Below are 23,936 nucleotides of genomic sequence, written 5' to 3'. Positions count from 1 at the left end.
GTTTACTCCTGATATTGTTGCGATGATGGCTTTGATGCCAGGTGCTGCTGGAGCAGCTGGCTCAGATCTTCCGGCAACCGACGCGGGCGGCCGCTATCCAGGGCGACGCAGGCCACGCGCACGGTGGCGCGGGCCAGGGGACGAACCTCACCCTTGCGGGACACTTTCTGGTCAAACTCCATCCATACGCGACCGGCGTCAACCAGGTCCGCAGTAACTTCAAGCTCGTCATCCAGGTATGCCGGTGCGACATAGTGAATGGACAGCTTCTGCACCACGTAGCTGATATTGTCGCTCAATCCGGACCGAAGCCCGACCCCACAATGCCGGACCCATTCGGTACGTGCGCGCTCCATATAGTGGAGGTACTTGGCGTGGAAAACGATACCACCCGCGTCTGTGTCTTCAATATACACACGTATGGGCAGGAAATAGGTTCCAAGTATCTGTGTCGAGTCATTACTGCTGACCGTCAAGGAGATCCTCCTGGTGTGATGATCGGGGCTTGGTGCCAAAATGCAGATAAGCGCTGCTGGTGACCATTCGCCCGCGGGGCGTACGCACCATGAACCCCTGCTGGATCAGGAACGGCTCCAGCACATCCTCGATCGTGCCCCGCTCTTCACTGATCGCAGCCGCGAGACTGTCCACCCCTACCGGGCCTCCATCGAATTTTTCGATCAGGGCCAGCAGCAGGCGCCGGTCCATATGGTCAAAGCCCTCGTTATCCACCTTCAGCATGTTCAGCGCCTGGTCGGCGATCTCGGCGCTGATGGTGCCATCTCCCTTTACCTCGGCGTAGTCCCTTACCCGCCTCAACAACCGGTTGGCGATCCTGGGCGTACCGCGGGAACGGCGGGCGATCTCATAGGCGCCGGCCTCCTCGATGGCAACCCGGGAAAGTTTCGCCGAGCGCAGAACGATGGAAGTCAGATCGCGGGTATTGTAGAACTCGAGGCGCTGGACAATACCGAAGCGATCCCTCAGCGGCGAGGTCAACAGACCTGCCCGGGTGGTCGCACCCACCAGGGTAAAGGGTGGCAGGTCCAGCTTGATGGAGCGGGCGGCCGGCCCCTCACCGATCATGATATCCAGCTGGTAGTCTTCCATGGCCGGATAAAGAACTTCCTCCACCGCCGCGTTCAGGCGATGGATTTCATCGATAAACAACACATCTCCCTGCTCAAGGTTGGTCAGCAGGGCAGCCAGGTCACCGGCCTTTTCCAGTACCGGGCCGGAGGTGGTCTTGATAGCCACCCCCATCTCGTTGGCGATGATATTGGCAAGGGTGGTCTTGCCCAGGCCGGGCGGGCCGAAAATCAGGGTATGGTCCAGGGCTTCATCCCGGGCCCGGGCCGCGGAGATAAAGATCTCCATCTGCTCCCGCACCGTGGGCTGGCCCACGTAATCTTCCAGGCGGTGGGGTCGTATGGCCCGGTCGTAGACTTCTTCCTGAAGCCCGACCTGGGGGGAAATCAGTCGATCAGATTCAATCATGTAAAGACTCGTTACAGGTTTCCACCATCATACCTGTGTTCGGATGATTTGTTCATCCGCCCTGACCGGCAATTCCGGCGACCGGACCCGGGCTCGGTCAACCGTTAACCCGGACACATTGTACGGTCAGCAGTATGCCTGTCACGTTACGCTCTTTACACATTCTTTGCCGATTGCAACCTGTTGTGCAGCGGTCAACTGGCAGGGATCATCGCTTTGAGGGCCTGACGAATCAGCTCTTCCCGGCTCATGCCTTCGGCAGCGACACGATTGATGGCGCGGGAGGCCTCCTGGGGTTTGTAGCCCAGTGCGATCAGGGCAGCCTCGGCCTCTTCGCCGGCGTCCGGCTGGTGTGCGGATGGCCTCTCTGTGACGGGTACCGCACTATTGGGCACAAACTGTCCTTCCAATTGCCCGATGCGATCACCCATATCGATCAGTAACCGTTCCGCAGTCTTCTTGCCCACCCCCGGCAATTTCACCAGGGCACTGGCATCCCGCTGCTCCACGCAACGGATAAACTGGCCGGCCTCCAGTCCGGACAGAATGCCTACGGCCATCTTCGGCCCCACCCCGTTAACCTTGATCAGCAATCGGAACAGGTCCCGGTCCAGACGGCTGGCAAAGCCATACAGGCTCTGGGCATCCTCCCGCACCGCAAAATGCGTATGGAGCGTGACCTCCTGACCAGGCTCCGGCAGCTGAAAGAACGTGCTGTAGGGAATATCCACTTCATAGCCAAGGCCGGCGGCCTCCACCAGGGCCTGGCCGGGCTGCTTCTCGATCAGGGTACCGCGCAGTCGTCCGATCACCGGTTATGGACTCCGTTATCAATGTGGATTAGCCGTATCACTGGCCGGGGCGTTCGGGCGAGCTTACCGCATCCGCCCGCCGCGAACACGTCCCCGGGTTGCCACGCTGTTGCCGGGCAACTCGGACAGTGAGCCACCGCCACCGGTGAGCCGGGCAACACTCTGACTCATGTGGGCATGGCACAGGGCAATGGCCAGCGCATCCGCTGCATCGGCCTGGGGTTTGCGGCCGAGGCCAAGGATGGCCTGCACCATGTGCTGGACCTGGGACTTGTCTGCCCCGCCCTTGCCCACCACCGCCTGCTTCACCTGGCGGGCCGAATACTCGTGCACTGGCAGGCCGGAATTGGCGGCGCTGACAATGGCGACCCCCCGGGCCTGGCCCAGTTTAAGGGCAGAATCCGGATTGCGGGCCATGAACACCTGCTCAATGGCAAACTCGTCGGGTCGGAATTCAGCAATCAGGGTGGCCAGACTCTGGAAAATCACCTGCAAACGTTCCGCCATGGGCCTTTCGCCCACACGGATACAGCCGCTGTCGAGGTACTCGGTGTGGCGACCGGTCACCCGTATGACGCCGTAACCGGTAATACGGGAACCGGGGTCCACACCGAGAATAATCGCCATACCACTGCCCCTGTATGTCAGCTGAGCAGGCTTGCTGCGGGTTCAGCCGTGGAGTTCCTGCAACACTTCATCGTTGAACTCGGCGTTGGACCAGACGTTCTGCACGTCATCCAGGTCTTCGAGCATGTCGATGAGCTTGAGGTTGGATTCGGTGCCATCCCGGTCGAGCTCCACCGTGGTGCTGGGCACCATGGTGACTTCGGCATTGTCCGGCTCAAGTCCGGCTTCCACCAGGGCTTCTTTCACGTCCAGGTAGTTTTCCGGCGTGGTGCGCACCTCGAAGGAGCCGTCATCCTGTTCGACGATGTCTTCGGCCCCGGCCTCCAGCGCCACCTCCATCAGTTGCTCTTCAATGGTCCCCGGCGCGTAGCTGAGGATACCCTGCTTGCTGAACAGGAAAGCCACCGAGCCATCGGTGCCCAGATTACCACCAAACTTGTTGAAAGCGTGGCGAACCTCCGCCACGGTACGGTTTCGGTTGTCGGTCATGGCCTCCACGTAGATGGCGACCCCACCGGGACCGTAACCTTCGTAGGTCAGCTCCTCGTAGTTGTCGTCATCGCCCCCTCCGGCGCCCCGCTCGATGGCGCGCTCGATGGTGTCCTTCTTCATGTTGGCCGTCAGGGCCTTGTCCATTACCGCCCGCAGACGAGGATTGTCATTCGGGTCCGGGCCACCCAGCTTTGCAGCCACCACCAGTTCACGAATGATCTTGGTGAAGATCTTGCCACGCCTGGCATCCTGTGCCGCCTTGCGGTGCTTGATATTGGCCCATTTGCTATGCCCGGCCATAAACCACTCCTGTCTTTCCCGTTGGCCTATGATTTCGGAGTTGCCCCGACAACGGCGGCCGGGGCCGGAACACCCTTACCCTTCGGAACCGTCTCCTTTTTCGGCTGCCTTTGCTGCAGGCTTGCGCAGACGGATGTGCAGTTCACGCAACTGCTTCTCGTCCACCTCCCCCGGCGCCTGGGTCATCAGGCAGGTGGCGCTCTGGGTTTTCGGGAAGGCAATCACGTCCCGGATAGAGCTGGCGCCGGTCATCAGCATTACCAGACGGTCCAGGCCAAATGCCAGGCCGCCGTGGGGCGGGCACCCGAACCTGAGAGCATCCAACAGGAAGCCGAACTTGGCACGCGCTTCGTCTTCATCAATGCCCAGTACCCGGAACACACCCTGCTGGGTCTGCTCGTCATGGATACGGATGGAACCACCACCCAGCTCGGTACCGTTCAGAACCATGTCATAGGCCCGGGACAACGCGCTGGCCGGATCGGCTGCCAGCTCTTCCGGGGTGCAGCTTGGCGCTGTAAATGGGTGGTGAATGGCGGTCAGGCGACCGTCATCGGTTTCCTCGAACATGGGGAAGTCCACCACCCACAGCGGCGCCCACTCGCTGGTGAGCATATCCAGGTCATGGCCAACCCGGATGCGCAACGCACCCAGGGCTTCATTGACCACAGTGGCCTTGTCCGCGCCGAAGAAGACGATATCACCGTCCTGTGCGCCGGTACGCTCCATGACTGACATGGCGGTTTCATCACCCAGGAACTTGACGATGGGAGACTGCAGCCCTTCCACGCCCTTGTCCAATTCATTGACCTTGATGTAAGCCAGGCCCTTGGCGCCATAGATACCCACAAATTTCGTGTAATCGTCGATCTGCTTGCGGGTCAGCGTGCCACCACCGGGCACCCGCAGGGCTGCCACGCGACCTTTCGGATCTTTCGCAGGACCGGAGAACACCTTGAAGTCCACGCCTTCCACCAGGTCACCCACATCCACCAGTTCCAGCGGAATACGCAGGTCCGGCTTGTCGGAGCCATAGCGCTGCATGGCCTCTGAGTAAGGCATGCGAGGGAACTCCGGCAGGTCCACATCCAGCACATCCTTGAACAGGTTACGGGTCATGGACTCGGTCAGTTGCATCAGGTCTTCCTCGTTAACGAAGGAAGCCTCGATATCCACCTGGGTGAATTCCGGCTGACGGTCAGCACGCAGGTCCTCGTCCCGGAAACACTTGGCGATCTGATAGTAGCGATCTACCCCGGACACCATCAGCAGTTGCTTGAACAGTTGGGGCGACTGGGGCAGCGCAAAGAATGCGCCCTCGTGGGTACGGCTTGGCACCAGGTAGTCACGGGCGCCTTCAGGTGTGGCGCGGGTCAGAATGGGGGTTTCCACATCCATGAAGCCGTTGCCATCGAGGAAGTTCCGCAGATAGCTGGTCACCCGGGAACGGAACCGAAGGCGATTGAGCATCTCCGGACGACGCAGGTCCACGAAGCGATAGCGCAGGCGCACGTCCTCACCCACATCCACGTGCTCGTCCAGCGGGAACGGCGGTGTTGCGGCAGCGTTAAGAATCGTCAGCTCTCGGCCCAGCACTTCCACCTGCCCGGTCGGCATGTTGGCATTCTCGGTGCCTGCCGGACGACGACGCACCCGACCGGTCACCTGGATCACGAATTCGCTACGCACCTTCTCGGCCTTGGCGAAGCTTTCCTCGGTGTCCGGATCAAACACCACCTGGGCCATGCCGTCACGGTCGCGAAGGTCCAGGAAGATTACCCCTCCGTGGTCCCGCCGACGGTGGACCCAGCCGCAGAGTGTAACGTCCTGATCGATGTTTGATTCGTTGATTCCACCGCAATAATGACTGCGCATACCCGTTCCCATAGCTGTCGTGACAAGTGTGTATTCCGGATTGGTCTCCGCAGGTGCTGCGGCTGACCCGGAGAGCCATCTACAGGCCTCCTGAAAAAGCGGGTCATTATAAACACAATCGCGCATAAAATCAGGGCCCGGAAGGAATATCGCAACACCGGGTTCGGGCCCGCCCCGGTCTACCATCCGCAGACGCCACTGACTACAATGACACGCTTTGAAGCATGTACAAGGACCACCCGTGTCAGCCCGCGCCGAGCAGAAACTCCGTACCCGCCGTGCCCTCATGGATGCAGCCCTGTCGCAACTCAGCGCTGACCGGGGATTTGGCAGTCTCAGCCTGCGGGAGGTAGCCCGGGAGGCCGGTATTGCTCCGACCTCCTTCTACCGGCACTTTGCCGATCTGGACGAACTGGGTCTGGCGCTGGTGGATGAAGGTGGCGTGGCCCTGCGCCAGCTGATGCGCCAGGCCCGCAAACGAATTGCCCGCAACGGCAGTGCCATCAGCACCTCGGTGGACACCTTCCTGGAATACCTGGGGAACAACGCCAATCTGTTCCGCCTGATGCTACGGGAGCGCACTGGCGTATCCAAACAGTTCCGGACCGCCGTGAAAGCGGAGATTGATCACTTCGTCACGGAACTGGCCGACGACCTGGACCGGTTTGGCGAGGAACGGGGCAAACCCCTGTACAGCCCCCGTACGGTGGCGGAAGCCATGGTGACCCTGGTCTTCAACCAGGGGGCAGAAGCCCTGGACGGAACCCGGCAGGAAAAAGACCAACTGCGCCAGCGTCTGAAGATGGAACTACGGATGGTGTTGCTGGGGTCGCAGGTCATGGCCCGGCACCAGAAGACAACCGAGCTCTGAGTATCCGGTCAGTTCACACCTAGCATCCGGAGCGCCGGCTCCAGGCGCCTGCGAACACCCGCCAGCTCCTCATCCGTGTAAGGCACTGCCGGCTGTACGCCCCACACCGGCCCGGGCCAGGCCAGATCCCCTTCATGGCGGACAATATGATGCAGGTGCAGCTGGGGCACCATGTTGCCCAGCGCGGCAACGTTGAGCTTGTCCCCGGCAAAGATCTCCATCATGCTCCTGCCCAGCGCGGAACTTTCCCGCACCAGTTGCTGCTGGTCACCCTCGGACAACTCATGTATTTCCCGGATATCCGGGCGCCTGGGCACCAGCAGTACCCAGGGCCAGGTCCGGTCATTCATCAACCGGACCTCGCAGAGCGGACTGCAGCCGAGACTGATGGTATCAGCCGCGAGCCGCGGGTGTAGCTCGAACGCCATCGAGTGCCTCAGTCCATACGGAACTGGTTGCGGCCACGGCCAATGGCGTAATAAACCAGGCCATGACGATCCAGCATCTGTGGCTCATACATATTACGCCCGTCGATCACTACCGGCTCTTTGAGGGTCTTTGCGATGCCCTCAAAGTCCGGAGACCGGAACTCTTTCCATTCTGTGCAGATCACCAGGGCATCTGCACCACGCAAAGCCTGCTCCTTGGTACCACAGAGCTGCAGGTCATCCCGGTCGCCGTATATGCGCTGGGTTTCCTCCATCGCTTCCGGGTCAAACGCCTGCACCCTGGCGCCGGCCTTCCACAGTGATTCCATGAGGGTTCTTGAGGGGGCTTCCCGCATGTCGTCGGTGTTCGGCTTGAAGGACAGTCCCCAGACCGCGACGGTCTTGTTGGTCAGGTCGCCCTGGAAATAATGGCTGACCTTGTCAAAAAGCACGTGTTTCTGGGCGTAATTGACGGTCTCCACTGCGTTCAGCAGCGTTGACTCGTAGCCACAACCGTTGGCGGTTCGGGCCAGGGCCTGCACATCCTTGGGGAAACAGGAGCCGCCGTATCCACACCCGGGGTAGATGAAGTGGTATCCGATACGCGGGTCCGAGCCAATGCCCCGCCGGACGGCTTCGATATCAGCACCCAGACGCTCCGCCAGGTTGGCGATCTCGTTCATGAAGCTGATCTTGGTAGCCAGCATGGCATTGGCCGCATACTTGGTCAGTTCGGCGGACCGGATATCCATGAAGATCATCCGGTCGTGGTTGCGATTGAAGGGATAGTAGACTTCCCGAAGCACTTCTTCCGCCCGGTCACTGCTGGTGCCGACAATGATCCGATCCGGCTTCATGAAGTCATTAACCGCCGCGCCTTCCTTTAGAAACTCCGGATTGGAAACCACGTCAAATTCCAGTTCCAGGTTGCGATGGTCAAGCTGCAGCCGAACCGCGTCACGTACCTTGTCCGCTGTGCCAACGGGCACCGTGGATTTGTCCACAACGACCTTGTAGTCGTCCATGTGCTCACCGATAGACCTGGCCACCGCCAGCACATACTGCAGGTCTGCGGAACCGTCTTCATCCGGCGGCGTGCCGACCGCAATAAACTGCAGCAGGCCATGGGCCACAGCCTCTGCCGTATCCGTTGTAAACCTGAGCCGCCCCGCGTCCGTATTGTGACGGACAATGGGCTCCAGGCCGGGCTCATAGATGGGAATCTGACCGCTCTTGAGTCGCTCGATCTTTCCCTGATCCACATCCATGCACAGCACGTCATGGCCTGAGTCCGCGAGGCAGGCTCCGGTGACCAGCCCGACGTAGCCCGTGCCAAAAATGGTAATCTTCATGCATTCATTCCCTGCTGTTGAATCAAGTTGGAAATAACCTTCAGAAGATACTGCAACTTACTGGTTTTATTTATTTTGTTTTTTTTAATTGTTGCCACTTCTGCTCCCAGTCCAGCGCCGTCTGGACGATAGTGCCCAGGTCGTCGTGGTCTGGTTTCCAGCCCAGCGTTTCGATAATTCGTTGGTTGTCGGCCATCAATGCGGCCGGATCGCCAGCCCGCCGTTCCGTTTCTTCCACCGGGAAGTCAGAACCGGAGCGTGCCTTCACCACATCAATGACTTCGCGCACGGTAAAGCCGCGTCCGTAACCGCAGTTCAGCACCTGTGACTCACCGCCATCCGCCATGTAGTCCAGCGCCATCACATGGGCCTTGGCCAGGTCCTCCACATGAATGTAATCGCGGATGCAGGTACCGTCACGGGTATCGTAGTCTGTACCAAAAATGCTCATGCCGGCCCTTGCCCCGGTCACGCACTCACAGGCCACCTTGATCAGGTGCGTCGCCTCCGGTGTGGCCTGCCCCAGCAGCCCTTCGGGATTCGCACCCGCAACGTTGAAATAACGCAGGATGACGTAGTTCAGGGACGAAGCACCGGCCAGGTCCATGATCATGCGCTCGCTCATCATCTTGGACGCCCCGTAGGGATTGATGGGAGCCAGGGGCAAGTCTTCCGTGAGTACGGTCTGGTCCGGCATGCCATAGACGGCAGCGGTGGACGAGAACACCATGTAGGGCACGCCATGCTGTTCAATGGCCTTGAGCAGGTTCAGGGTGTTGCGGGTGTTATTGCTGTAATACTTGAGGGGATTGGCGACGGACTCCGGCACCACGACATTGGCCGCGAAGTGCAGGACGGCGTCAAAGGTGTGAGCGCTGAACAGCGCCTCGATAGCCGATTCGTCCGCCAGGTCGCCGACCACCAGTTCGCCGGCAGTAACCGCCCAGGCATAGCCGGTGGAGAGATTATCGAAAACGACAATGTCATGCCCGGCCTGCCCCAGCTGGCGCACCACATGACTTCCGATATAGCCGGCTCCGCCGGTCACCAGTACTTTCATGCTGTTGTTCCGTTTCGTCCCTGAATCTTTCAGGCTTCCGATGATTGACGGGCCCGGCGTTTCTGCTCCCGACGGGCCGTAAAAAACTCGCTGAGCAACTGCCCGCTCTGCTCCGCCAGCACACCCCCGGTCACCGCCACAGTCCAGTTGAAATGAGGCTCATCAAGGGTCTTTCGGACAGATTGCACGGCCCCGCCCTTGGGTTCGGCCGCGCCATAAACCAACCGGGAAACCCGGCTGTGAACCGTCGCCCCGACACACATGGTACAGGGTTCGAGTGTCACGTAAAGCGTGGCCCCCGACAAGCGATAGTTGGCCACCCTGGCCGCCGCGTCCCGCAGCGCGCGGATCTCCGCATGGGCGGTCGGATCGCAGGTGGATATGGGCGCATTGTACCCTGAGCCCACTTCCCGGCCGTCCAGCACCACCACAGCACCGACCGGCACCTCACCCTGACTGGCTGCAAAGCGGGCCAGCTCCAGGGCCCGCTGCATCCAGTGCTCGTCAACGCTGCTCTCCATAATGCCTGCCGGTGTTATTCCCACTCAATGGTAGCGGGGGGCTTGGAGGATATGTCGTAGGTTACCCGGGAGACACCGGTAATCTCGTTGATAATCCGGTTGGACACCGTCTCCAGCAGCTCGTAGGGCAGACGTGCCCAGCGCGCGGTCATGAAATCAATGGTTTCCACGGCCCTCAGGGCGATCACGTATTCATAACGACGCTGGTCGCCGACCACACCCACAGACTTCACCGGCAGGAACACGGCAAACGCCTGGCTGGTCTTGTGGTAAAGGTCTGCCCGGTGCAGCTCTTCAAGGAAAATGGCATCGGCGCGTCGGAGAATTTCCGCGTACTCCTTCCTGACCTCGCCGAGAATACGCACACCCAGGCCCGGTCCCGGGAAAGGATGGCGGTAGACCATATCGTAGGGCAGCCCCAGTTCCAGACCAATGCGGCGCACCTCGTCCTTGAACAGTTCCCGAAGCGGCTCCACCAACTTGAGCTTCATGGTTTCCGGAAGTCCGCCCACATTATGGTGGGACTTTATGACATGGGCCTTACCGGTCTTGGAAGCGGCAGATTCGATCACATCCGGGTAGATAGTGCCCTGGGCCAGCCAGTTCACATCGGTAATCTCGGCAGCGTGCTCGTCGAACACCTCGATAAAGGTATTGCCAATGACCTTGCGCTTTTCCTCCGGGTCCTGGATCCCCTTGAGGCGCCCCAGGAACAGATCTTCGGAATCGGCACGAATGACTTTCACGCCCATGTTGCGGGCAAACATATCCATCACCTGGTCGCCCTCATGGAGACGCAACAGGCCGTTATCCACGAACACACAGGTCAGCTGATCACCAATGGCACGGTGCAACAGGGCCGCCGTAACCGATGAATCGACACCGCCGGAAAGACCCAGCAATACCTTCTCGCTACCGACCTGTTCACGGATCTGGCGAACCGCGTCGTCCACAATGCGAGCTGGCGTCCACAGAGCTTCACAGTGGCAGATATCCTTAACAAAATGCTCGAGGATGCGCTGACCCTGCAGCGTATGGGTGACCTCCGGGTGGAACTGGACGCCGTACAGGCCGCGCCGGGTATCCTGCATGGCGGCAATGGGCGCACTTTCAGTGGACGCCAGCAGCTCGAACCCCTCCGGCAGAACCACCACCTTGTCGCCATGGCTCATCCACACGTCCAGCAGTGATTCGCCCTGGGCGGTCAGATGATCCTTGATATCCCGCAGCAGCGGCCCTTCAGCACGAATCTTCACCTGCGCATAGCCAAACTCCCGTTTCTCGGAGCTGGCCACCCGGCCACCGAGCTGCTCGGCCATGGTCTGCATGCCATAACAGATGCCCAGTACAGGAATACCACGTTCGAACAACCCTTCCGGAGCCCGGGGACCGCCAAGCTGGGTGACAGACTCAGGACCACCGGCGAGGATGACGCCCTTGGGACGGAACGCCTCGATCTCGTCTGCGGTGAGATCGAAGGGCTTGATCTCGCAGTAAACCCCGATCTCCCGGACCCGGCGAGCGATCAGCTGGGTGTACTGGGAACCGAAATCGAGAATCAGGATGCGGTGGTCATGAATGTTCTGGGACATGGATTCCTCAACATGAAATAAGAAACGGCCCGAAATCGGGCCGTGTATCGGGCTGGCTCAGCCGATGCGATAGTTCGGAGCTTCCTTGGTGATGGTCACGTCGTGAACGTGGCTCTCCCGCATGCCCGCGTTGGTAATTCTGACGAACTCGGGGCGGGTACGCATGGTTTCCATGTCAGCACTGCCGGTATAGCCCATGGATGCCCGCAGGCCGCCCATCAGTTGATGAACAATGTTACGCATTGGCCCCTTGCAGGCCACCCGACCTTCGATACCTTCCGGCACCAGCTTCTCTACGCCTTCACTGGCGTCCTGGAAATAGCGATCGCTGGAGCCCTGACCCATGGCCCCGAGGGAGCCCATACCCCGGTAGGCCTTGTAGCTGCGGCCCTGGAACAGCTCCACCTCGCCGGGAGACTCGTCAGTACCGGCCAGCAGGCTGCCGATCATCACGCTGTAGGCGCCGGCCGCAATCGCTTTGGCGATGTCACCGGAAAAACGGATGCCACCATCAGCAATCAGCGGCACGCCACGCTCTTTCAGGGCTTCGGCAACATTGGATACCGCCGTAATCTGGGGAACACCGATGCCCGCCACAATCCGCGTGGTGCAGATGGAGCCCGGTCCGATGCCCACCTTGACCGCATCCGCACCGGCATCCGCCAGCGCAATGGCTGCTTCGGCGGTTGCAATATTGCCGCCGATAACCTCGACCTGAGGGAAATTCTGCTTGATCCAGCGGACCCGCTCGATAACGCCGGTGGAGTGGCCATGGGCGGTGTCTACCACGATTACATCAACCCCGGCTTCCACCAGAGCGGCGATACGCGGCTCAGTGTCGCCGCCGGTGCCAACCGCAGCACCGACACGCAGACGACCCTGGTCATCCTTGCAGGCCAGTGGATAGTCCTTGGCCTTCTGAATGTCCTTGACCGTGATCAGGCCACGCAGTTCGAAATCATCATTGACCACCAGCACTTTCTCGATGCGGTGACGGTGCAGCAGTTCCTTGACCTCTTCCAGGTCAGCGCCCTCGCGCACAGTGACCAGCTTGTCCTTGGGGGTCATGATGTCAGCCACGCGGGTGTCCATGCGGCTTTCAAAACGAATATCACGACCGGTGACAATGCCGACCAGGTCCTTGCCGTCCACAACCGGCAAGCCGGAAATGCTGTTGGCCATGGTAATGTCCACCAGTTCACGCACGGTGGTGGAAGGCGTTACGGTGATGGGGTCCTTGACCACACCACTCTCGAACTTCTTGACCTTGCGGACCGCTGCGGCCTGCTGGTCAACACTCATGCTCTTGTGCATGATGCCGATACCGCCTTCCTGGGCCATGGCAATGGCCAGCTCTGCTTCGGTAACGGTATCCATGGCGGCTGAAACCAGCGGAATGTTGAGGGTAATGCCCTTGGTCAGCCGGGTTTTCAGATCGACGTGCTTGGGCAGCACCTCGGAATATCCCGGCACCAGGAGAACGTCGTCAAACGTGAGGGCTTCTTCGGCTATACGCAACATTGGGACCCGCCTTTGAGAAAGAACATGTGGAGGCCCGGCACCGCCGTTTCGGGGCGCAGTCTCTGCGCGTAACGGAACCGGTCACCTTAATCGGACTATTATAAATGTCGCAGCGGCGACAGTAAACCGCGCCGGGACCACAACAAAGCTGCATCTTGCTGAATTTTCGCCGGTTTTGGTGAGCGCCGCTATCGGAAAACCCGTATGGCGACAGAGAAGGTTCTGATAACATGGCGTTTTTACTACCCGGAGGCCCTGATGTATCCAGATGACCCGCCCCCTGTCCGCCCGCGCGCCCTGACGGTTTCCGAACTCAACCGGCAGGCCCGCCACCTGCTGGAGAGCAGCTTCATGCAGGCCTGGGTGGAAGGCGAATTGTCCGGCCTGTCGCGGCCCTCTTCGGGCCACTGGTATTTCTCCCTCAAGGATCAGCGAGCCCAGGTGCGGTGCGCCATGTTCCGGGGCTTCAACCAACGGCTCAGGCAGATCCCGAAAGAAGGCGAGCAGGTGCGAATTCGCGGCAAGGTCAGCCTGTACGAGGCCCGGGGCGATTACCAGATCATTGTGGAACACCTGGAGCCGGCGGGCCTGGGCGCGCTGCAGCAGGCCTTTGACGCCCTGAAAGCCCGGCTCTACGCGGAGGGACTGTTTGCAGTTGAGCGCAAGAAGCCACTTCCGGACACGCCCCGACACATCGGGGTAGTCACCTCCCCCACCGGCGCGGCGATTCACGACATACTGACGGTACTGGGCCGTCGCTGCCCCGGTATTCCGGTCACTCTCTACCCCACAGCCGTGCAGGGCCAGGCAGCGACGGCAGGCATCGTTGACGCCATCAACCGGGCTGTTCGCCATAACCAGGCCGACGTACTGATCATCGGCCGGGGTGGCGGCTCCCTGGAAGACCTCTGGTGTTTCAACGAGGAAGCCGTCGCCCGTGCCATCGCCGCCTGCCCGATTCCCACCGTCAGCGCCGTCGGCCACGAAGTGGACGTCACCATCGCGGATTTCGTGGCCGACCTGCGTGCGCCGACCCCGTCAGCCGCCGCAGAAAAGATATCACCAGACCAGTCCACCTGGATCACCCGTCTTGGCGAAACCCGGCAGCGACTGGTTCAGGCAATAATCCGGCAGCTACGCCAACAGCAGACAGGCGTCACCCAACTGACGTCCCGGTTGAGGGATCCCCGTCGGCAACTGCAGGAAAAGGCCCAGCGCCTGGACGAGGTGGAGCTGCGTTTCCGCCAGGCCATCGCCCAGCGCCTTGGTAACGAACGCACGCGAACCGACCACCTCCAGCAAAGACTGCTGACCCACCGGCCAACCCGGCGTATCTCTGAACAGGGTCAGCGGCTCGAACTGACCCGCGAACGCCTGCAGGCCTCGCTGACGCGCCGACTCGAAACCCGCAGCCAGCGGCTTGAGTCCGCCGCCCGCACCCTGAACGCCGTCAGCCCCCTGGCGACCCTGGGGCGGGGTTACGCCATTGTCTCCTCGGACAGCCAGAGGGTCGTCCGGGACCCGACCACCCTGACACCGGGCGATACAATAACGGCCAGATTGGCCAGGGGAACGCTGGAAGCGACGGTGTCCGCGGTCATTCCCGGCACCGGGGAAAGCAAAGCCGAGGACTGATTAGCCTTTGGTCTACTTCCTCTGCGTGCCAGATGGCTTACAGTCAGGTTCTCAAGCAACAAAAAACAACAACCCGACTCCAAGCTATGAGAGGTGGACCAATGGACTACCAATCGGAATTCCGTCGCTCCGTGGACCAGCCAGAGGAATTCTGGCGTGAAAAATCCCACGCGATCGACTGGATCCGCCCCCCGGAAGAAATCTGGAAAGCCACCGAGAACGGCCACGGCCAGTGGTTTCCCGACGGCCTGATCAACTCCAGTGATGTGGCCCTCGACGCCAACATCCGCGCCGGTCGAGGCGAGCAGAAAGCCTTGATCTACGACTCCCCTGTCACGGACACCCAACAGAGCTTCACCTACAACGAACTGACCGACCAGGTGGCCCGTTTTGCCGGCGTACTCAAGGCCCGTGGTGTGGGGCATGGGGACCGGGTGATTATCTATATGCCCATGGTGCCCCAGGCAGTGATCGCCATGCTCGCCTGTGCCCGGCTGGGCGCCATTCACTCGGTGGTGTTTGGTGGCTTTGCCGCCCACGAACTCGCAGTACGGATCAGTGACGCCAAACCAAAGGCTATCGTCACGGCTTCCTGTGGTATCGAGGTCGCCAAGGTTATTCCCTACAAGCCACTGGTGGACCGGGCCATCGAGGAGGCCGACCACAAGCCGGAATGCTGCATTGTATTCCAGCGTCCCCAGGTCACTGCCGAACTACAGTCCGGACGTGACGCGGACTGGGACCAGGAAATGGCGACCGCAACACCGGCAGACCCGGTTCCTGTGGCAGCCACCGACCCGCTCTATATCCTGTATACCTCCGGCACTACCGGAAAGCCCAAGGGCGTGGTGCGGGATAACGGCGGCCATGCCGTGGCACTGCGCTACAGCATGGAACTGGTCTATGGCGCCGGTCCCGGCGATGTCTTCTGGGCCGCCTCGGATGTGGGCTGGGTGGTCGGCCATAGCTACATCGTCTATGCCCCGCTGTTCATGGGCTGCACCACCATCCTCTATGAGGGCAAGCCGGTGAAGACACCGGATGCCGGTGCCTTCTGGCGGGTCTGCCAGGACCACAAGGTGAACTACCTGTTCACCGCACCCACCGCCTTCCGCGCCGTCCGCAAGGAGGACCCCGAAGCCGACCTGATGGCGAAGTACGACATCGGTGCCCTGAAGCGCCTCTTCCTGGCCGGCGAACGCCTCGACCCGTCCACCTACGAATGGCTCAAGGAACATACCGGCCTTCCGGTACTGGACCACTGGTGGCAGACCGAAACCGGCTGGGCCATCTGCTGTAACCCGGTCGGCATTGAGGAAATGCGCACCAAGCCCGGCTCAGCGACCGTTCCCTCCCCTGGTTTCAATGTACAGGTGGTTAGCCTCGACGGTCGCCCCATGCCCGCGGGCGAGCAGGGCCAGGTGGCCGTAAAACTGCCCCTGCCCCCCGGATGTCTTACGACGGTGTGGGGGGACGATGCCCGCTTCCGCAAGACTTACCTGGATCCCATTTCGGGCTTCTACAGCTCCGGCGATGGCGGCTTCATTGATGAGGACGGCTATGTGTTCATCATGGGGCGCACTGACGATGTCATTAATGTAGCGGGCCATCGGCTCTCCACCGGCGAGATGGAAGAAGTGGTTGCCTCTCACCCGGCGGTGGCCGAATGTTGCGTGGTGGGTGCCAGTGATGAAATGAAGGGACAGATCCCGGTCGGTCTGGTGCTGCTGAAAGACGGCGCCACCATTGACCCGGACGAGCTGGAAGAAGAGCTGGTGGAAATGGTCAGGGACCGCATCGGCGCCATTGCCTGCTTCCGCCGGGCCATGGTGGTGGAACGCCTGCCCAAGACCCGCTCGGGCAAGATCCTGCGCCGGGTAATCCGGCAAATCGCCGACGGCGAGGAATGGTCCGTACCATCCACCATCGACGACCCTGCCATTCTCGAGGAGATCGATCAGAAGTTCCGCACCTGACCGACTCGACAAAGATCAGCCGGCAATTCAGAGCCTCCTGATTTCGTTGAAAAAAAGGGGGCGTCAGCGAGGTTCGAAAAAACCTTTGACGCCCCCTGAACTCGGTCTATACTGAAATTGCTGTGGAAAGACAGCGGTATTAAGTGAAAGTGTTACAACGATCTGCCTTTCAGTCGTTCGGTTACTCCTTCCCTCAGTACAACTGCCCTATCCCCAGCAAAGCTGTGTCGGTGCATTCTGTAGCTCTGCTGTCATATTGATGGGGTTAGCTATGGAGTACTGGCACTCAGGAAAGGTCCCGTGAGGGCACAACGTTCAGAAACACAGGAAAGATCAATGTCTGACACAAAAACAGGCCACGTAAAGTGGTTCAACGAGTCCAAGGGTTTCGGTTTCATCGCCCAGGACGGTGGCAGTGACGTATTCGTTCACTACAGCGCAATCAACGCAAGCGGGTTCCGTACCCTGGCCGAAGGCCAGCAGGTGCAGTTCACCGTAACCCAGGGCCCGAAAGGTCCCCAGGCGGAAAACGTAACCCCGGTTTAAGGTTATGGTTTCCGGCCATTGCCCCTCACGGGCTTTGGACAAAAGAAAAGCCGGCACTTGCCGGCTTTTCTGCGTCTGGGGCCCGGGTATTGCCCAGGCCCCGAAACGTTCGCATCGCTATCAGGCCGTCGCAGCGGCGGCAGGCTCCGGAGAGCCAACGTGATTCCCCACCGCTGACAACAGTGCCTGCAGGGTGGCGGAAGTAGTATCTTCCGCCAAGGCAGCAGAACTGCGGACCTCGCCATCCACTACAATGCGGATGCACGCCAGCGCGTTGGCGTTGGTCCCCTCACCCAGGGCAAATTCATCGTAGGCTTCTACCGCCAGGGTGATGCCATAGGTTTCCTGCAGTGCTGCAACCACCGCCTCTACTGCACCCAGGCCATGCCCCTTCAGCTCAATGGCCGGCTGGCCGAACTTCACTGTGGCATTGACCCCTTCTTCATCTCGGTGCAGGTCGTAGGTGGTCAGGCGCCATGCGGCATCCACCGCCAGGTAACGGTCCTCAAACAGCCGGTGAATGGTGTGAGAGTCGATCTCGCCACCGTGGGTTTCCGCCTCTTTCTGGACGCACTGGCTGAACTCGATCTGCAGCCAACGGGGCAGGCTGATCTTGTAGTCCCGCTCCAGCACGTGGGCGACGCCGCCCTTGCCGGACTGACTGTTGATGCGCACCACCTCTTCATAACGACGGCCCAGATCCTTGGGATCGATAGGCAGGTAGGCGACGTTCCACTTGTCACCCTCCTTGCGATAGGCCAGGCACTTGCGGATCGCATCCTGGTGGCTGCCGGAGAAGGCGGTAAACACCAGCTCACCCGCATAGGGGTGGCGGGGATGGGTGGAAATCTCGGTGCAGGCTTCCACCACATCGGTAATTTCGGCCATGTTGGACATGTCCACCCTGGGATCAATGCCCTGGCTGTACAGGTTCATGGCCATGGTGACCAGGTCCATGTTGCCAGTGCGCTCGCCATTGCCCATCAGCGTACCTTCGACCCGGTCTGCGCCGGCCATGACCGCCAGTTCAGCGGCGGCAACGCCGCAACCCCGGTCGTTGTGGGTGTGCACGCTGATACTCACATGCTCACGACGCTGGATGTTGTCGCAGATCCACTCGATCTGGTCCGCGAATACATTCGGGGTAGCCATTTCCACGGTGGCCGGCAGGTTGATAATCACCTTCTGGCCCTGGTCCGGACGCCAAACCTCGGTGACGGCATCGATCACCTCGGCGGCATAGTCCAGCTCGGTGCCGGTGAAGCTTTCCGGAGAATACTGGAAGGTCCAGTCCGTATCCGGGTAGCGGGCAGCAATGTCCTGCACCAGGCGGGCACCGTTAACCGCAATCTGCTTGATGCCCTCACGGTCCATACCGAACACCTGCTCCCGCTGGACGGTGGACGTAGAGTTGTACACATGCACGATCGCCCGCTTGGCACCTTCCAGGGCCTGGTAGGTACGCTCAATCAGCTCGGGGCGGGCCTGGGTCAGTACCTGGATTCGAACGTCGTCCGGAATCCGGTTTTCTTCGATCAGTTTGCGGCAGAAGTCGAAGTCCGGCTGGCTGGCCGCAGGAAAGCCGATTTCAATCTGCTTGAAGCCTACCTTGACCAGCAAATCGAACAGGCGCTGCTTCTGCGCTACCGTCATGGGCTTGACCAGTGCCTGGTTACCGTCCCGCAGGTCTACCGCACACCAGTCAGGTGCCTTTTCGATAACCTTGTCCGGCCAGCGACGGTCGGTCTTGCGCACTGGCTGGAAGGGAATGTACTTGCTGTGATCGAAAGCCATGGTGTCTGCCCTTAATTTCAGATGTCCTGATTCACTATTTTTCTATAATAACGCAGGCAAGCGGGAATTTGATTGCTTTTTTGGCCGGCACTTGGAATATTCAGGCAACAATAACCTAAAAGTTCTCATCTGGACGCCATATTATGCCAACGAGATCCCGGGAAGTGCACAAACTGGATCGTACCGATCGCCGCATCCTCGAAACCTTGCAGGATGACGGCGCCCTTAATAACCAGCAGCTGGCCGAGGCGGTCGGGCTCTCCCCCTCCCCTTGCCTGAGGCGGGTCCGGGCACTGGAAGAAGCGGGCATTATCCTGGACCGGGTTACCGTGCTGGACCACAAGAAGCTGGGGTTATCCCTCACCGCCATTATTCTTATCGGCATGGACCGCCACACCCCGGAACGGTTCGAGGCGTTCGAGCGGCAGGTAGCCGACTACCCCGAGGTTCAGGAGTGCTACCTGATCACCGGCCAGGATGCAGACTACATGCTCAAGGTGGTCGTTCCGGATATGGACCACTACCACGAATTCCTGCTCAACCAGATCACCCGGATTCCCGGTGTCAGCGGCGTGCATTCCAGCTTTGTTTTGCGGCGCGTGATTGACTCCACGGCCCTGCCCCTGAAATATCTTGAGACCGAAGGATAACCGGTTCATTTCTGGCTCAGGGCACGTACAATAACCCATTCATATTCACTTAAATTCCTTCGTTACGGAAACCATAATGCGAGCGAGCCGTTATCTGATTGCCACCCTCAAGGAAAATCCCTCCGATGCCGAGATCATCAGCCATCAGCTGATGCTGCGTGCCGGCATGATCCGCAAACTGGCGGCAGGTCTGTACACCTGGCTGCCACTGGGGCTGCGGGTATTGCGAAAGGTGGAGCGCATCGTGCGGGAGGAGATGGACCGCAATGGTGCCCAGGAAGTGCTGATGCCGGCGGTGCAGCCGGCAGAGCTGTGGCAGGAGTCAGGCCGCTGGCAGCAGTACGGCGGTGAGCTGTTGCGTCTGAAAGACCGGCACGACCGGGATTTCTGCTTCGGTCCCACCCACGAGGAAGTGATTACCGACCTGATCCGTAACGAACTGAAGAGCTACAAGGAACTGCCCGCCAACTTCTATCAGATCCAGACCAAGTTCCGGGACGAGCGCCGCCCCCGCTTTGGTGTGATGCGGGCCCGGGAATTCCTGATGAAGGACGCCTACTCGTTCCACGTTAGTGGCGAATCCCTGGATGAGACCTACGAGGTGATGCACCGCACCTACTGCGCCATCTTTGATCGTCTGGGCCTGGACTATCGTCCGGTAGTGGCGGACTCCGGGGCCATCGGCGGCAATGCCTCCCACGAATTCCACGTGCTGGCTTCCTCCGGGGAGGACGAGATCGCCTTCAGCACCGGGGGTGATTACGCGGCCAACATCGAAAAAGCGGAGGCACTGGCACCCGCGGGCGAGCGCCCCGCACCTGCAGAAGCCATGACCGAGGTTGCCACGCCTGGCCAGACCACCATTGCCGCAATTGCTGAATTCCTTAAGGTACCCGCCGAGAAGACCGTCAAGACCCTGCTGGTGAGGGCGCAAGCCCCCGAAGGCGAAGAGGCGGGGCTGGTAGCGCTGATTCTGCGGGGCGACCACACGTTGAACGACATCAAGGCGGAAAACCTGGAAGGTGTGGCAGAGCCCCTGACCATGGCAACCGATGAGGAAATTCGTCAGGCCACGGGTTGTGCGCCGGGCTCCATTGGCCCGGTCAATCTGCCGGTACCGGTTATTGTCGACCGTGCCGCCGCGCACCTGGCGGATTTTGTCTGTGGTGCCAACCGGGAGGGTTACCACCTTACCGGTGTCAACTGGGAGCGGGATGTCACCCTGGGACGGGTGGAAGACCTGCGCAATGTGGTTGAAGGCGACCCCAGCCCGGACGGCAAGGGCACACTCGAAATCCGCCGGGGTATCGAGGTAGGCCATATCTTCAAGCTGGGCAACAAGTACAGCAAGGCCATGGGGGCCACGGTGCTGGATGAGCATGGCAGGAGTGCGGTACTGGAAATGGGCTGCTATGGCATCGGGGTATCACGGATCGTGGCCGCAGCGATTGAGCAGAACCATGACGACCGGGGCATTATCTGGCCTGAGGCGATCGCGCCCTTCGAAGTCGCCATCGTCACCCTGAACGGTCACAAGTCACCGGCCGTGCAGGAAGCGGGCGAGAAACTCTATGCCCAGCTTACCGAGGCTGGTTTTGATGTGCTTCTGGACGACAGGAACGAACGTCCGGGTGTGAAGTTTGCCGACCTGGAACTGATGGGCCTGCCCCACCGGGTGGTGGTTTCCGACCGGGGCCTCGGTGCCGGAACCCTGGAGTACAAAGGTCGTCAGGACGCGGACAAACAGGACCTGCCGGTGGATGACATTCTGGACTTCCTGCTCGCCGCCTCGCCCCGTCGCCGTTCCTGATAACCGCTTCCCGCAGTCAGCCTGGCACCTTAGTGCCAGGCTGACTGCGGGAACCCGGCCCTGACATCAGACCGGAGAGCCCAACCCGCAGGCCGATGGCACGACGCCGGGCTCCATTTCCAGCAATACGCCGTAACGCTCCAGAACATCGTCACGGATACGCCGGGCCAGTTCCAGTACCTGCTTGCCATTTCCGCCGGAATGATTGATCAGCACCAGCGCCTGCCGGTGATGGACCCCCACCGTCCGGTTGCGATACCCCTTCCAGCCACACTGATCGATCAGCCAGCCAGCCGCCAGCTTGACCCCACCGTCCGTCGGGTAGGCCACCATATCCGGCCACTGGTCTCTCAGCTCTTCCCATTGCGCCACCGTGACTACCGGATTCTTGAAGAAACTACCGGTATTCGGCAGTTGTTCCGGATCAGGCAGTTTGCGCCGGCGAACGGTCATCACCGCTTGCGCCACTTCCAGAGGAGAATCCGGGGTTCTGCCATCGAACCACTGAGCCAACTCCCCGTACCCCAGTTCGAAAGGACGATGGCGACTCAGACGCAGGCGTATTTCCAGGATCAGGTACCGTTCGGGTTCGTGCTTGAACAGACTGTCCCGGTATCCGAAACGGCAGTCTTCCCTGTCCAGCGTCACCGGCTCACCGGCCTGCCGGTCCCAGGCCAGCAGACTGATAAACGAGTCGGATAACTCCACCCCGTAGGCTCCAATATTCTGCACCGGCGCCGCCCCGGCGGTACCGGGGATCAGGGCAAGGTTCTCGATACCCCGATAACCGGCGCCAGCGACATAGAGAACCGACTGATGCCAGCTTTCCCCGGCAGCCAGCATCAGCGTGGCCTCATCTCCGTTTACTGCCTCCCACCGTTTACCTCGCAGGGCCATGTGCAGCACAAGCCCCGGAAAGTCATCGCAGAAGATCAGGTTGCTACCACCTCCGACCACCTGTACCGGCAACCCTTCCCGACTGGCCCAGGATAGTGCCTGACAGGCATCTTCCGGGGTTCCCGCATTGACCAGGTAGCGGGCCCTGGCCGGAGTCGCCATGGTGCTCAGCGACTGAAGGTCGGCATTCTCGACAAGGAGACGGGGGCGCATCAGTCGAGGCGGGGCCGGATATCGTTGAGCAGGCCCTCGCTGGCCTGGTGAATCAGGTCCAGCACGTGATCAAAACCATCGTCACCGCCGTAGTAAGGATCCGGCACTTCGGTCAGGGTACTGTCTGGCAGATAATCCAGGAACAGCCGGGGCTCAGTGCCGCCCTGCTGCATCCATACATCCCGGATATCCGCCAGGTTCTGGCGGTCCATGGTGAGGATATAATGGAACGCTTCCAGGTCTTCCGGGCGGAACTGTCTGGCTCGCAGGTGGCCAATATCGATGCCCCGTCCTGCGGCGGCCTTGCGGGCGCGTTCGTCCGGGGCAGAACCCACGTGCCAGTTACCGGTTCCACAGGAGTCCACCTCTACCAGGTCCGCCAGCCCATGCTCCTCCAGGTGTTGACGGAAGACCCCTTCCGCAGTGGGAGACCGGCAGATATTGCCAAGGCACACGAACAGTACACGAATCGGGTCGCTCATTGGATACTCCTTTTTCAGTGCTTTAGCGCCAGGTACTGACGAACCCGCTCCAGGTCTTCACGGGTATCGACACCGGCCGGGGGTGCCTCTGCGGCCTCACTGACGTGAATACGCGCTCCCTGATAGAGAGCCCGCAGTTGCTCAAGGCTTTCGGTGAGCTCGGTGGGGGCCGGCGGCCAGGCCACGAACCGGTGCAGCAGGCTGACCCGGTATCCATAGATGCCGATATGCCGCCAGGCCCGGTAACCCTCTGGTAGCTGCTCCGGCACCCTGCCCGCCTGCCAGTCAGCCCGTGACCATGGCACAGGCGCCCGGCTGAAATAGTGGGCATAACCCTCGTGGTCCCGGACAACCTTGACGACGTTGGGGTTAAACAGTTCTGCGGGCTCATGAATGCGCTCACACAGGGTCGAGATCGCCGCATCACGGTACTCGTCGAGGGCATCTGCCACCTGGTTGATCAGGGCGGGCGGAATCAGGGGTTCGTCTCCCTGGACATTCACCACACTGGCTTCGTCATCGAGTCCCAGGCGGGTGGCCACTTCCTGTAACCGGTCAGTGCCGCTGGCGTGTTCAGGAGACGTCATTACCACCTCCGCACCGAAGCCCAGACAGGCTTCCTCGATACGCACGTCATCGGTGGCGATCAGTACCCGGTCAGCGCGGCTGCGGCAGGCCTGTTCGTATACATGGCGAATCATCGGTGCGCCGCCAATGTCCGCCAGCGGCTTTCCGGGCAGACGGGAGGAGGCGTAACGTGCGGGAATAACGACGGTAAACGACACGGCGTCACCCCAGTGGACGATCGACGCGCTCTTCAGCGCTGAGGGTGCGGGCCTCGCTGGCCAGCATGACCGGGATACCCTCGCGGATGGGAAAAGCCATGCCATCGGCATAGCACACCATCTCGTTCCGTTCCCGGTCCAGTTTCAGGTCGCCTTTGCACACCGGGCAGGCCAGCATGGCAATCAGTTTCTTGTCCATG

The 23,936-nt window shown here is 60.6% G+C and carries 23 protein-coding genes; 6 read left to right on the top strand and 17 right to left on the bottom strand.

Going from position 1 to position 23,936, the window contains the following annotated elements; translation table 11 throughout:
• Positions 1-2: 2 nt before the first annotated feature.
• The 6 genes from ybgC to aspS all read right to left on the bottom strand — a co-directional run bounded on the left by ybgC (position 3) and on the right by aspS (position 5,603).
• Positions 3-476: a tol-pal system-associated acyl-CoA thioesterase gene (ybgC, locus tag ACESMZ_RS12370; protein WP_372957137.1), complete on the bottom strand. Its 474-nt coding sequence runs from the start codon at positions 474-476 to the stop codon at positions 3-5.
• Entirely contained in the window at positions 460-1,497 is a 1,038-nt protein-coding gene (gene ruvB, locus ACESMZ_RS12365) for a Holliday junction branch migration DNA helicase RuvB (RefSeq protein WP_372957136.1), read from the bottom strand. Before ruvB ends, ybgC begins: the two co-directional genes overlap by 17 nt.
• A 194-nt stretch (positions 1,498-1,691) precedes the next feature.
• The gene (ruvA, locus tag ACESMZ_RS12360) at positions 1,692-2,309 is read right to left on the bottom strand and encodes a Holliday junction branch migration protein RuvA (protein WP_372957135.1); all 618 of its coding nucleotides are present in this window, start codon (positions 2,307-2,309) and stop codon (positions 1,692-1,694) included.
• A 63-nt stretch (positions 2,310-2,372) separates the two neighbouring features.
• Complete coding sequence (gene ruvC / locus ACESMZ_RS12355) at positions 2,373-2,936, bottom strand: crossover junction endodeoxyribonuclease RuvC (protein ID WP_372957134.1); 564 nt, start codon at positions 2,934-2,936, stop codon at positions 2,373-2,375.
• A 42-nt stretch (positions 2,937-2,978) separates the two neighbouring features.
• Positions 2,979-3,728, bottom strand: a complete 750-nt coding sequence (locus tag ACESMZ_RS12350) for a YebC/PmpR family DNA-binding transcriptional regulator (protein WP_372957133.1) — start codon at positions 3,726-3,728, stop codon at positions 2,979-2,981.
• A 75-nt stretch (positions 3,729-3,803) separates the two neighbouring features.
• On the bottom strand, positions 3,804-5,603 hold the full coding sequence (gene aspS / locus ACESMZ_RS12345; protein ID WP_372957132.1) for an aspartate--tRNA ligase: 1,800 nt from the start codon (positions 5,601-5,603) through the stop codon (positions 3,804-3,806).
• A gap of 241 nt (positions 5,604-5,844) precedes the next feature.
• Between aspS and fabR the strand changes: the two genes are divergently transcribed.
• On the top strand, positions 5,845-6,474 hold the full coding sequence (gene fabR, locus ACESMZ_RS12340; RefSeq protein WP_372957131.1) for an HTH-type transcriptional repressor FabR: 630 nt from the start codon (positions 5,845-5,847) through the stop codon (positions 6,472-6,474).
• Positions 6,475-6,482: 8 nt separating this feature from the next.
• Here fabR and ACESMZ_RS12335 read toward each other — a convergent pair whose 3' ends face one another.
• From ACESMZ_RS12335 to guaB, 6 genes are all read right to left on the bottom strand, one after another.
• Positions 6,483-6,902 carry an HIT domain-containing protein gene (locus tag ACESMZ_RS12335; RefSeq protein ID WP_372957130.1) on the bottom strand — a complete coding sequence of 140 codons (420 nt, stop codon included), beginning with the start codon at positions 6,900-6,902 and terminating at the stop codon, positions 6,483-6,485.
• 8 nt (positions 6,903-6,910) lie between these two features.
• Complete coding sequence (locus ACESMZ_RS12330; RefSeq protein ID WP_372957129.1) at positions 6,911-8,254, bottom strand: UDP-glucose dehydrogenase family protein; 1,344 nt, start codon at positions 8,252-8,254, stop codon at positions 6,911-6,913.
• 70 nt (positions 8,255-8,324) lie between these two features.
• Entirely contained in the window at positions 8,325-9,314 is a 990-nt protein-coding gene (gene galE / locus ACESMZ_RS12325) for a UDP-glucose 4-epimerase GalE (protein ID WP_372972687.1), read from the bottom strand.
• 29 nt (positions 9,315-9,343) lie between these two features.
• On the bottom strand, positions 9,344-9,835 hold the full coding sequence (gene tadA, locus ACESMZ_RS12320; RefSeq protein ID WP_372957127.1) for a tRNA adenosine(34) deaminase TadA: 492 nt from the start codon (positions 9,833-9,835) through the stop codon (positions 9,344-9,346).
• A gap of 14 nt (positions 9,836-9,849) precedes the next feature.
• Complete coding sequence (gene guaA, locus ACESMZ_RS12315; RefSeq protein ID WP_372957126.1) at positions 9,850-11,427, bottom strand: glutamine-hydrolyzing GMP synthase; 1,578 nt, start codon at positions 11,425-11,427, stop codon at positions 9,850-9,852.
• A 57-nt stretch (positions 11,428-11,484) separates the two neighbouring features.
• A complete protein-coding gene (guaB, locus tag ACESMZ_RS12310; RefSeq protein ID WP_372957125.1) occupies positions 11,485-12,948 on the bottom strand; it encodes an IMP dehydrogenase in 1,464 nt (487 codons plus the stop codon).
• A gap of 258 nt (positions 12,949-13,206) precedes the next feature.
• Between guaB and xseA the strand changes: the two genes are divergently transcribed.
• The 3 genes from xseA to ACESMZ_RS12295 all read left to right on the top strand — a co-directional run bounded on the left by xseA (position 13,207) and on the right by ACESMZ_RS12295 (position 17,105).
• A complete protein-coding gene (gene xseA, locus ACESMZ_RS12305) occupies positions 13,207-14,583 on the top strand; it encodes an exodeoxyribonuclease VII large subunit (RefSeq protein ID WP_372957124.1) in 1,377 nt (458 codons plus the stop codon).
• Between the two features lie 32 nt (positions 14,584-14,615).
• Entirely contained in the window at positions 14,616-16,559 is a 1,944-nt protein-coding gene (locus tag ACESMZ_RS12300; protein ID WP_372957123.1) for a propionyl-CoA synthetase, read from the top strand.
• Positions 16,560-16,895: 336 nt separating this feature from the next.
• Positions 16,896-17,105: a cold-shock protein gene (locus ACESMZ_RS12295; RefSeq protein ID WP_091853604.1), complete on the top strand. Its 210-nt coding sequence runs from the start codon at positions 16,896-16,898 to the stop codon at positions 17,103-17,105.
• Positions 17,106-17,225: 120 nt separating this feature from the next.
• On the opposite strand, the gene leuA is transcribed toward ACESMZ_RS12295, so the two are convergent.
• Positions 17,226-18,899 (bottom strand): 2-isopropylmalate synthase, encoded by a 1,674-nt coding sequence (gene leuA / locus ACESMZ_RS12290; RefSeq protein WP_372972686.1) that lies wholly within the window; start codon positions 18,897-18,899, stop codon positions 17,226-17,228.
• A 143-nt stretch (positions 18,900-19,042) separates the two neighbouring features.
• On the opposite strand from leuA, the gene ACESMZ_RS12285 reads away from it, so the two are divergent.
• Positions 19,043-19,549, top strand: a complete 507-nt coding sequence (locus ACESMZ_RS12285; RefSeq protein WP_372957121.1) for an Lrp/AsnC family transcriptional regulator — start codon at positions 19,043-19,045, stop codon at positions 19,547-19,549.
• A gap of 76 nt (positions 19,550-19,625) precedes the next feature.
• Positions 19,626-21,359 (top strand): proline--tRNA ligase, encoded by a 1,734-nt coding sequence (locus ACESMZ_RS12280; RefSeq protein WP_372972685.1) that lies wholly within the window; start codon positions 19,626-19,628, stop codon positions 21,357-21,359.
• Positions 21,360-21,425: 66 nt separating this feature from the next.
• Here the strand turns inward: ACESMZ_RS12280 and murB are convergent, their stop codons facing one another.
• The 4 genes from murB to ACESMZ_RS12260 are packed head-to-tail and all read right to left on the bottom strand — an operon-like array spanning position 21,426 to position 23,935.
• Positions 21,426-22,469, bottom strand: a complete 1,044-nt coding sequence (gene murB / locus ACESMZ_RS12275) for a UDP-N-acetylmuramate dehydrogenase (RefSeq protein WP_372957119.1) — start codon at positions 22,467-22,469, stop codon at positions 21,426-21,428.
• A complete protein-coding gene (locus ACESMZ_RS12270; RefSeq protein ID WP_372957118.1) occupies positions 22,469-22,951 on the bottom strand; it encodes a low molecular weight protein-tyrosine-phosphatase in 483 nt (160 codons plus the stop codon). Before ACESMZ_RS12270 ends, murB begins: the two co-directional genes overlap by 1 nt.
• Before the next feature lie 14 nt (positions 22,952-22,965).
• A complete protein-coding gene (kdsB, locus tag ACESMZ_RS12265) occupies positions 22,966-23,736 on the bottom strand; it encodes a 3-deoxy-manno-octulosonate cytidylyltransferase (protein WP_372957117.1) in 771 nt (256 codons plus the stop codon).
• Positions 23,737-23,740: 4 nt separating this feature from the next.
• Complete coding sequence (locus ACESMZ_RS12260; RefSeq protein WP_372957116.1) at positions 23,741-23,935, bottom strand: Trm112 family protein; 195 nt, start codon at positions 23,933-23,935, stop codon at positions 23,741-23,743.
• Position 23,936: the final 1 nt, after the last annotated feature.

Origin of the sequence: Marinobacter sp. (assembly GCF_041690615.1) — a bacterium.
Lineage (GTDB): Bacteria > Pseudomonadota > Gammaproteobacteria > Pseudomonadales > Oleiphilaceae > Marinobacter.
Note: the sequence above shows the minus strand (reverse complement) of the source record. Positions and strands in the feature narration are given on the sequence as shown.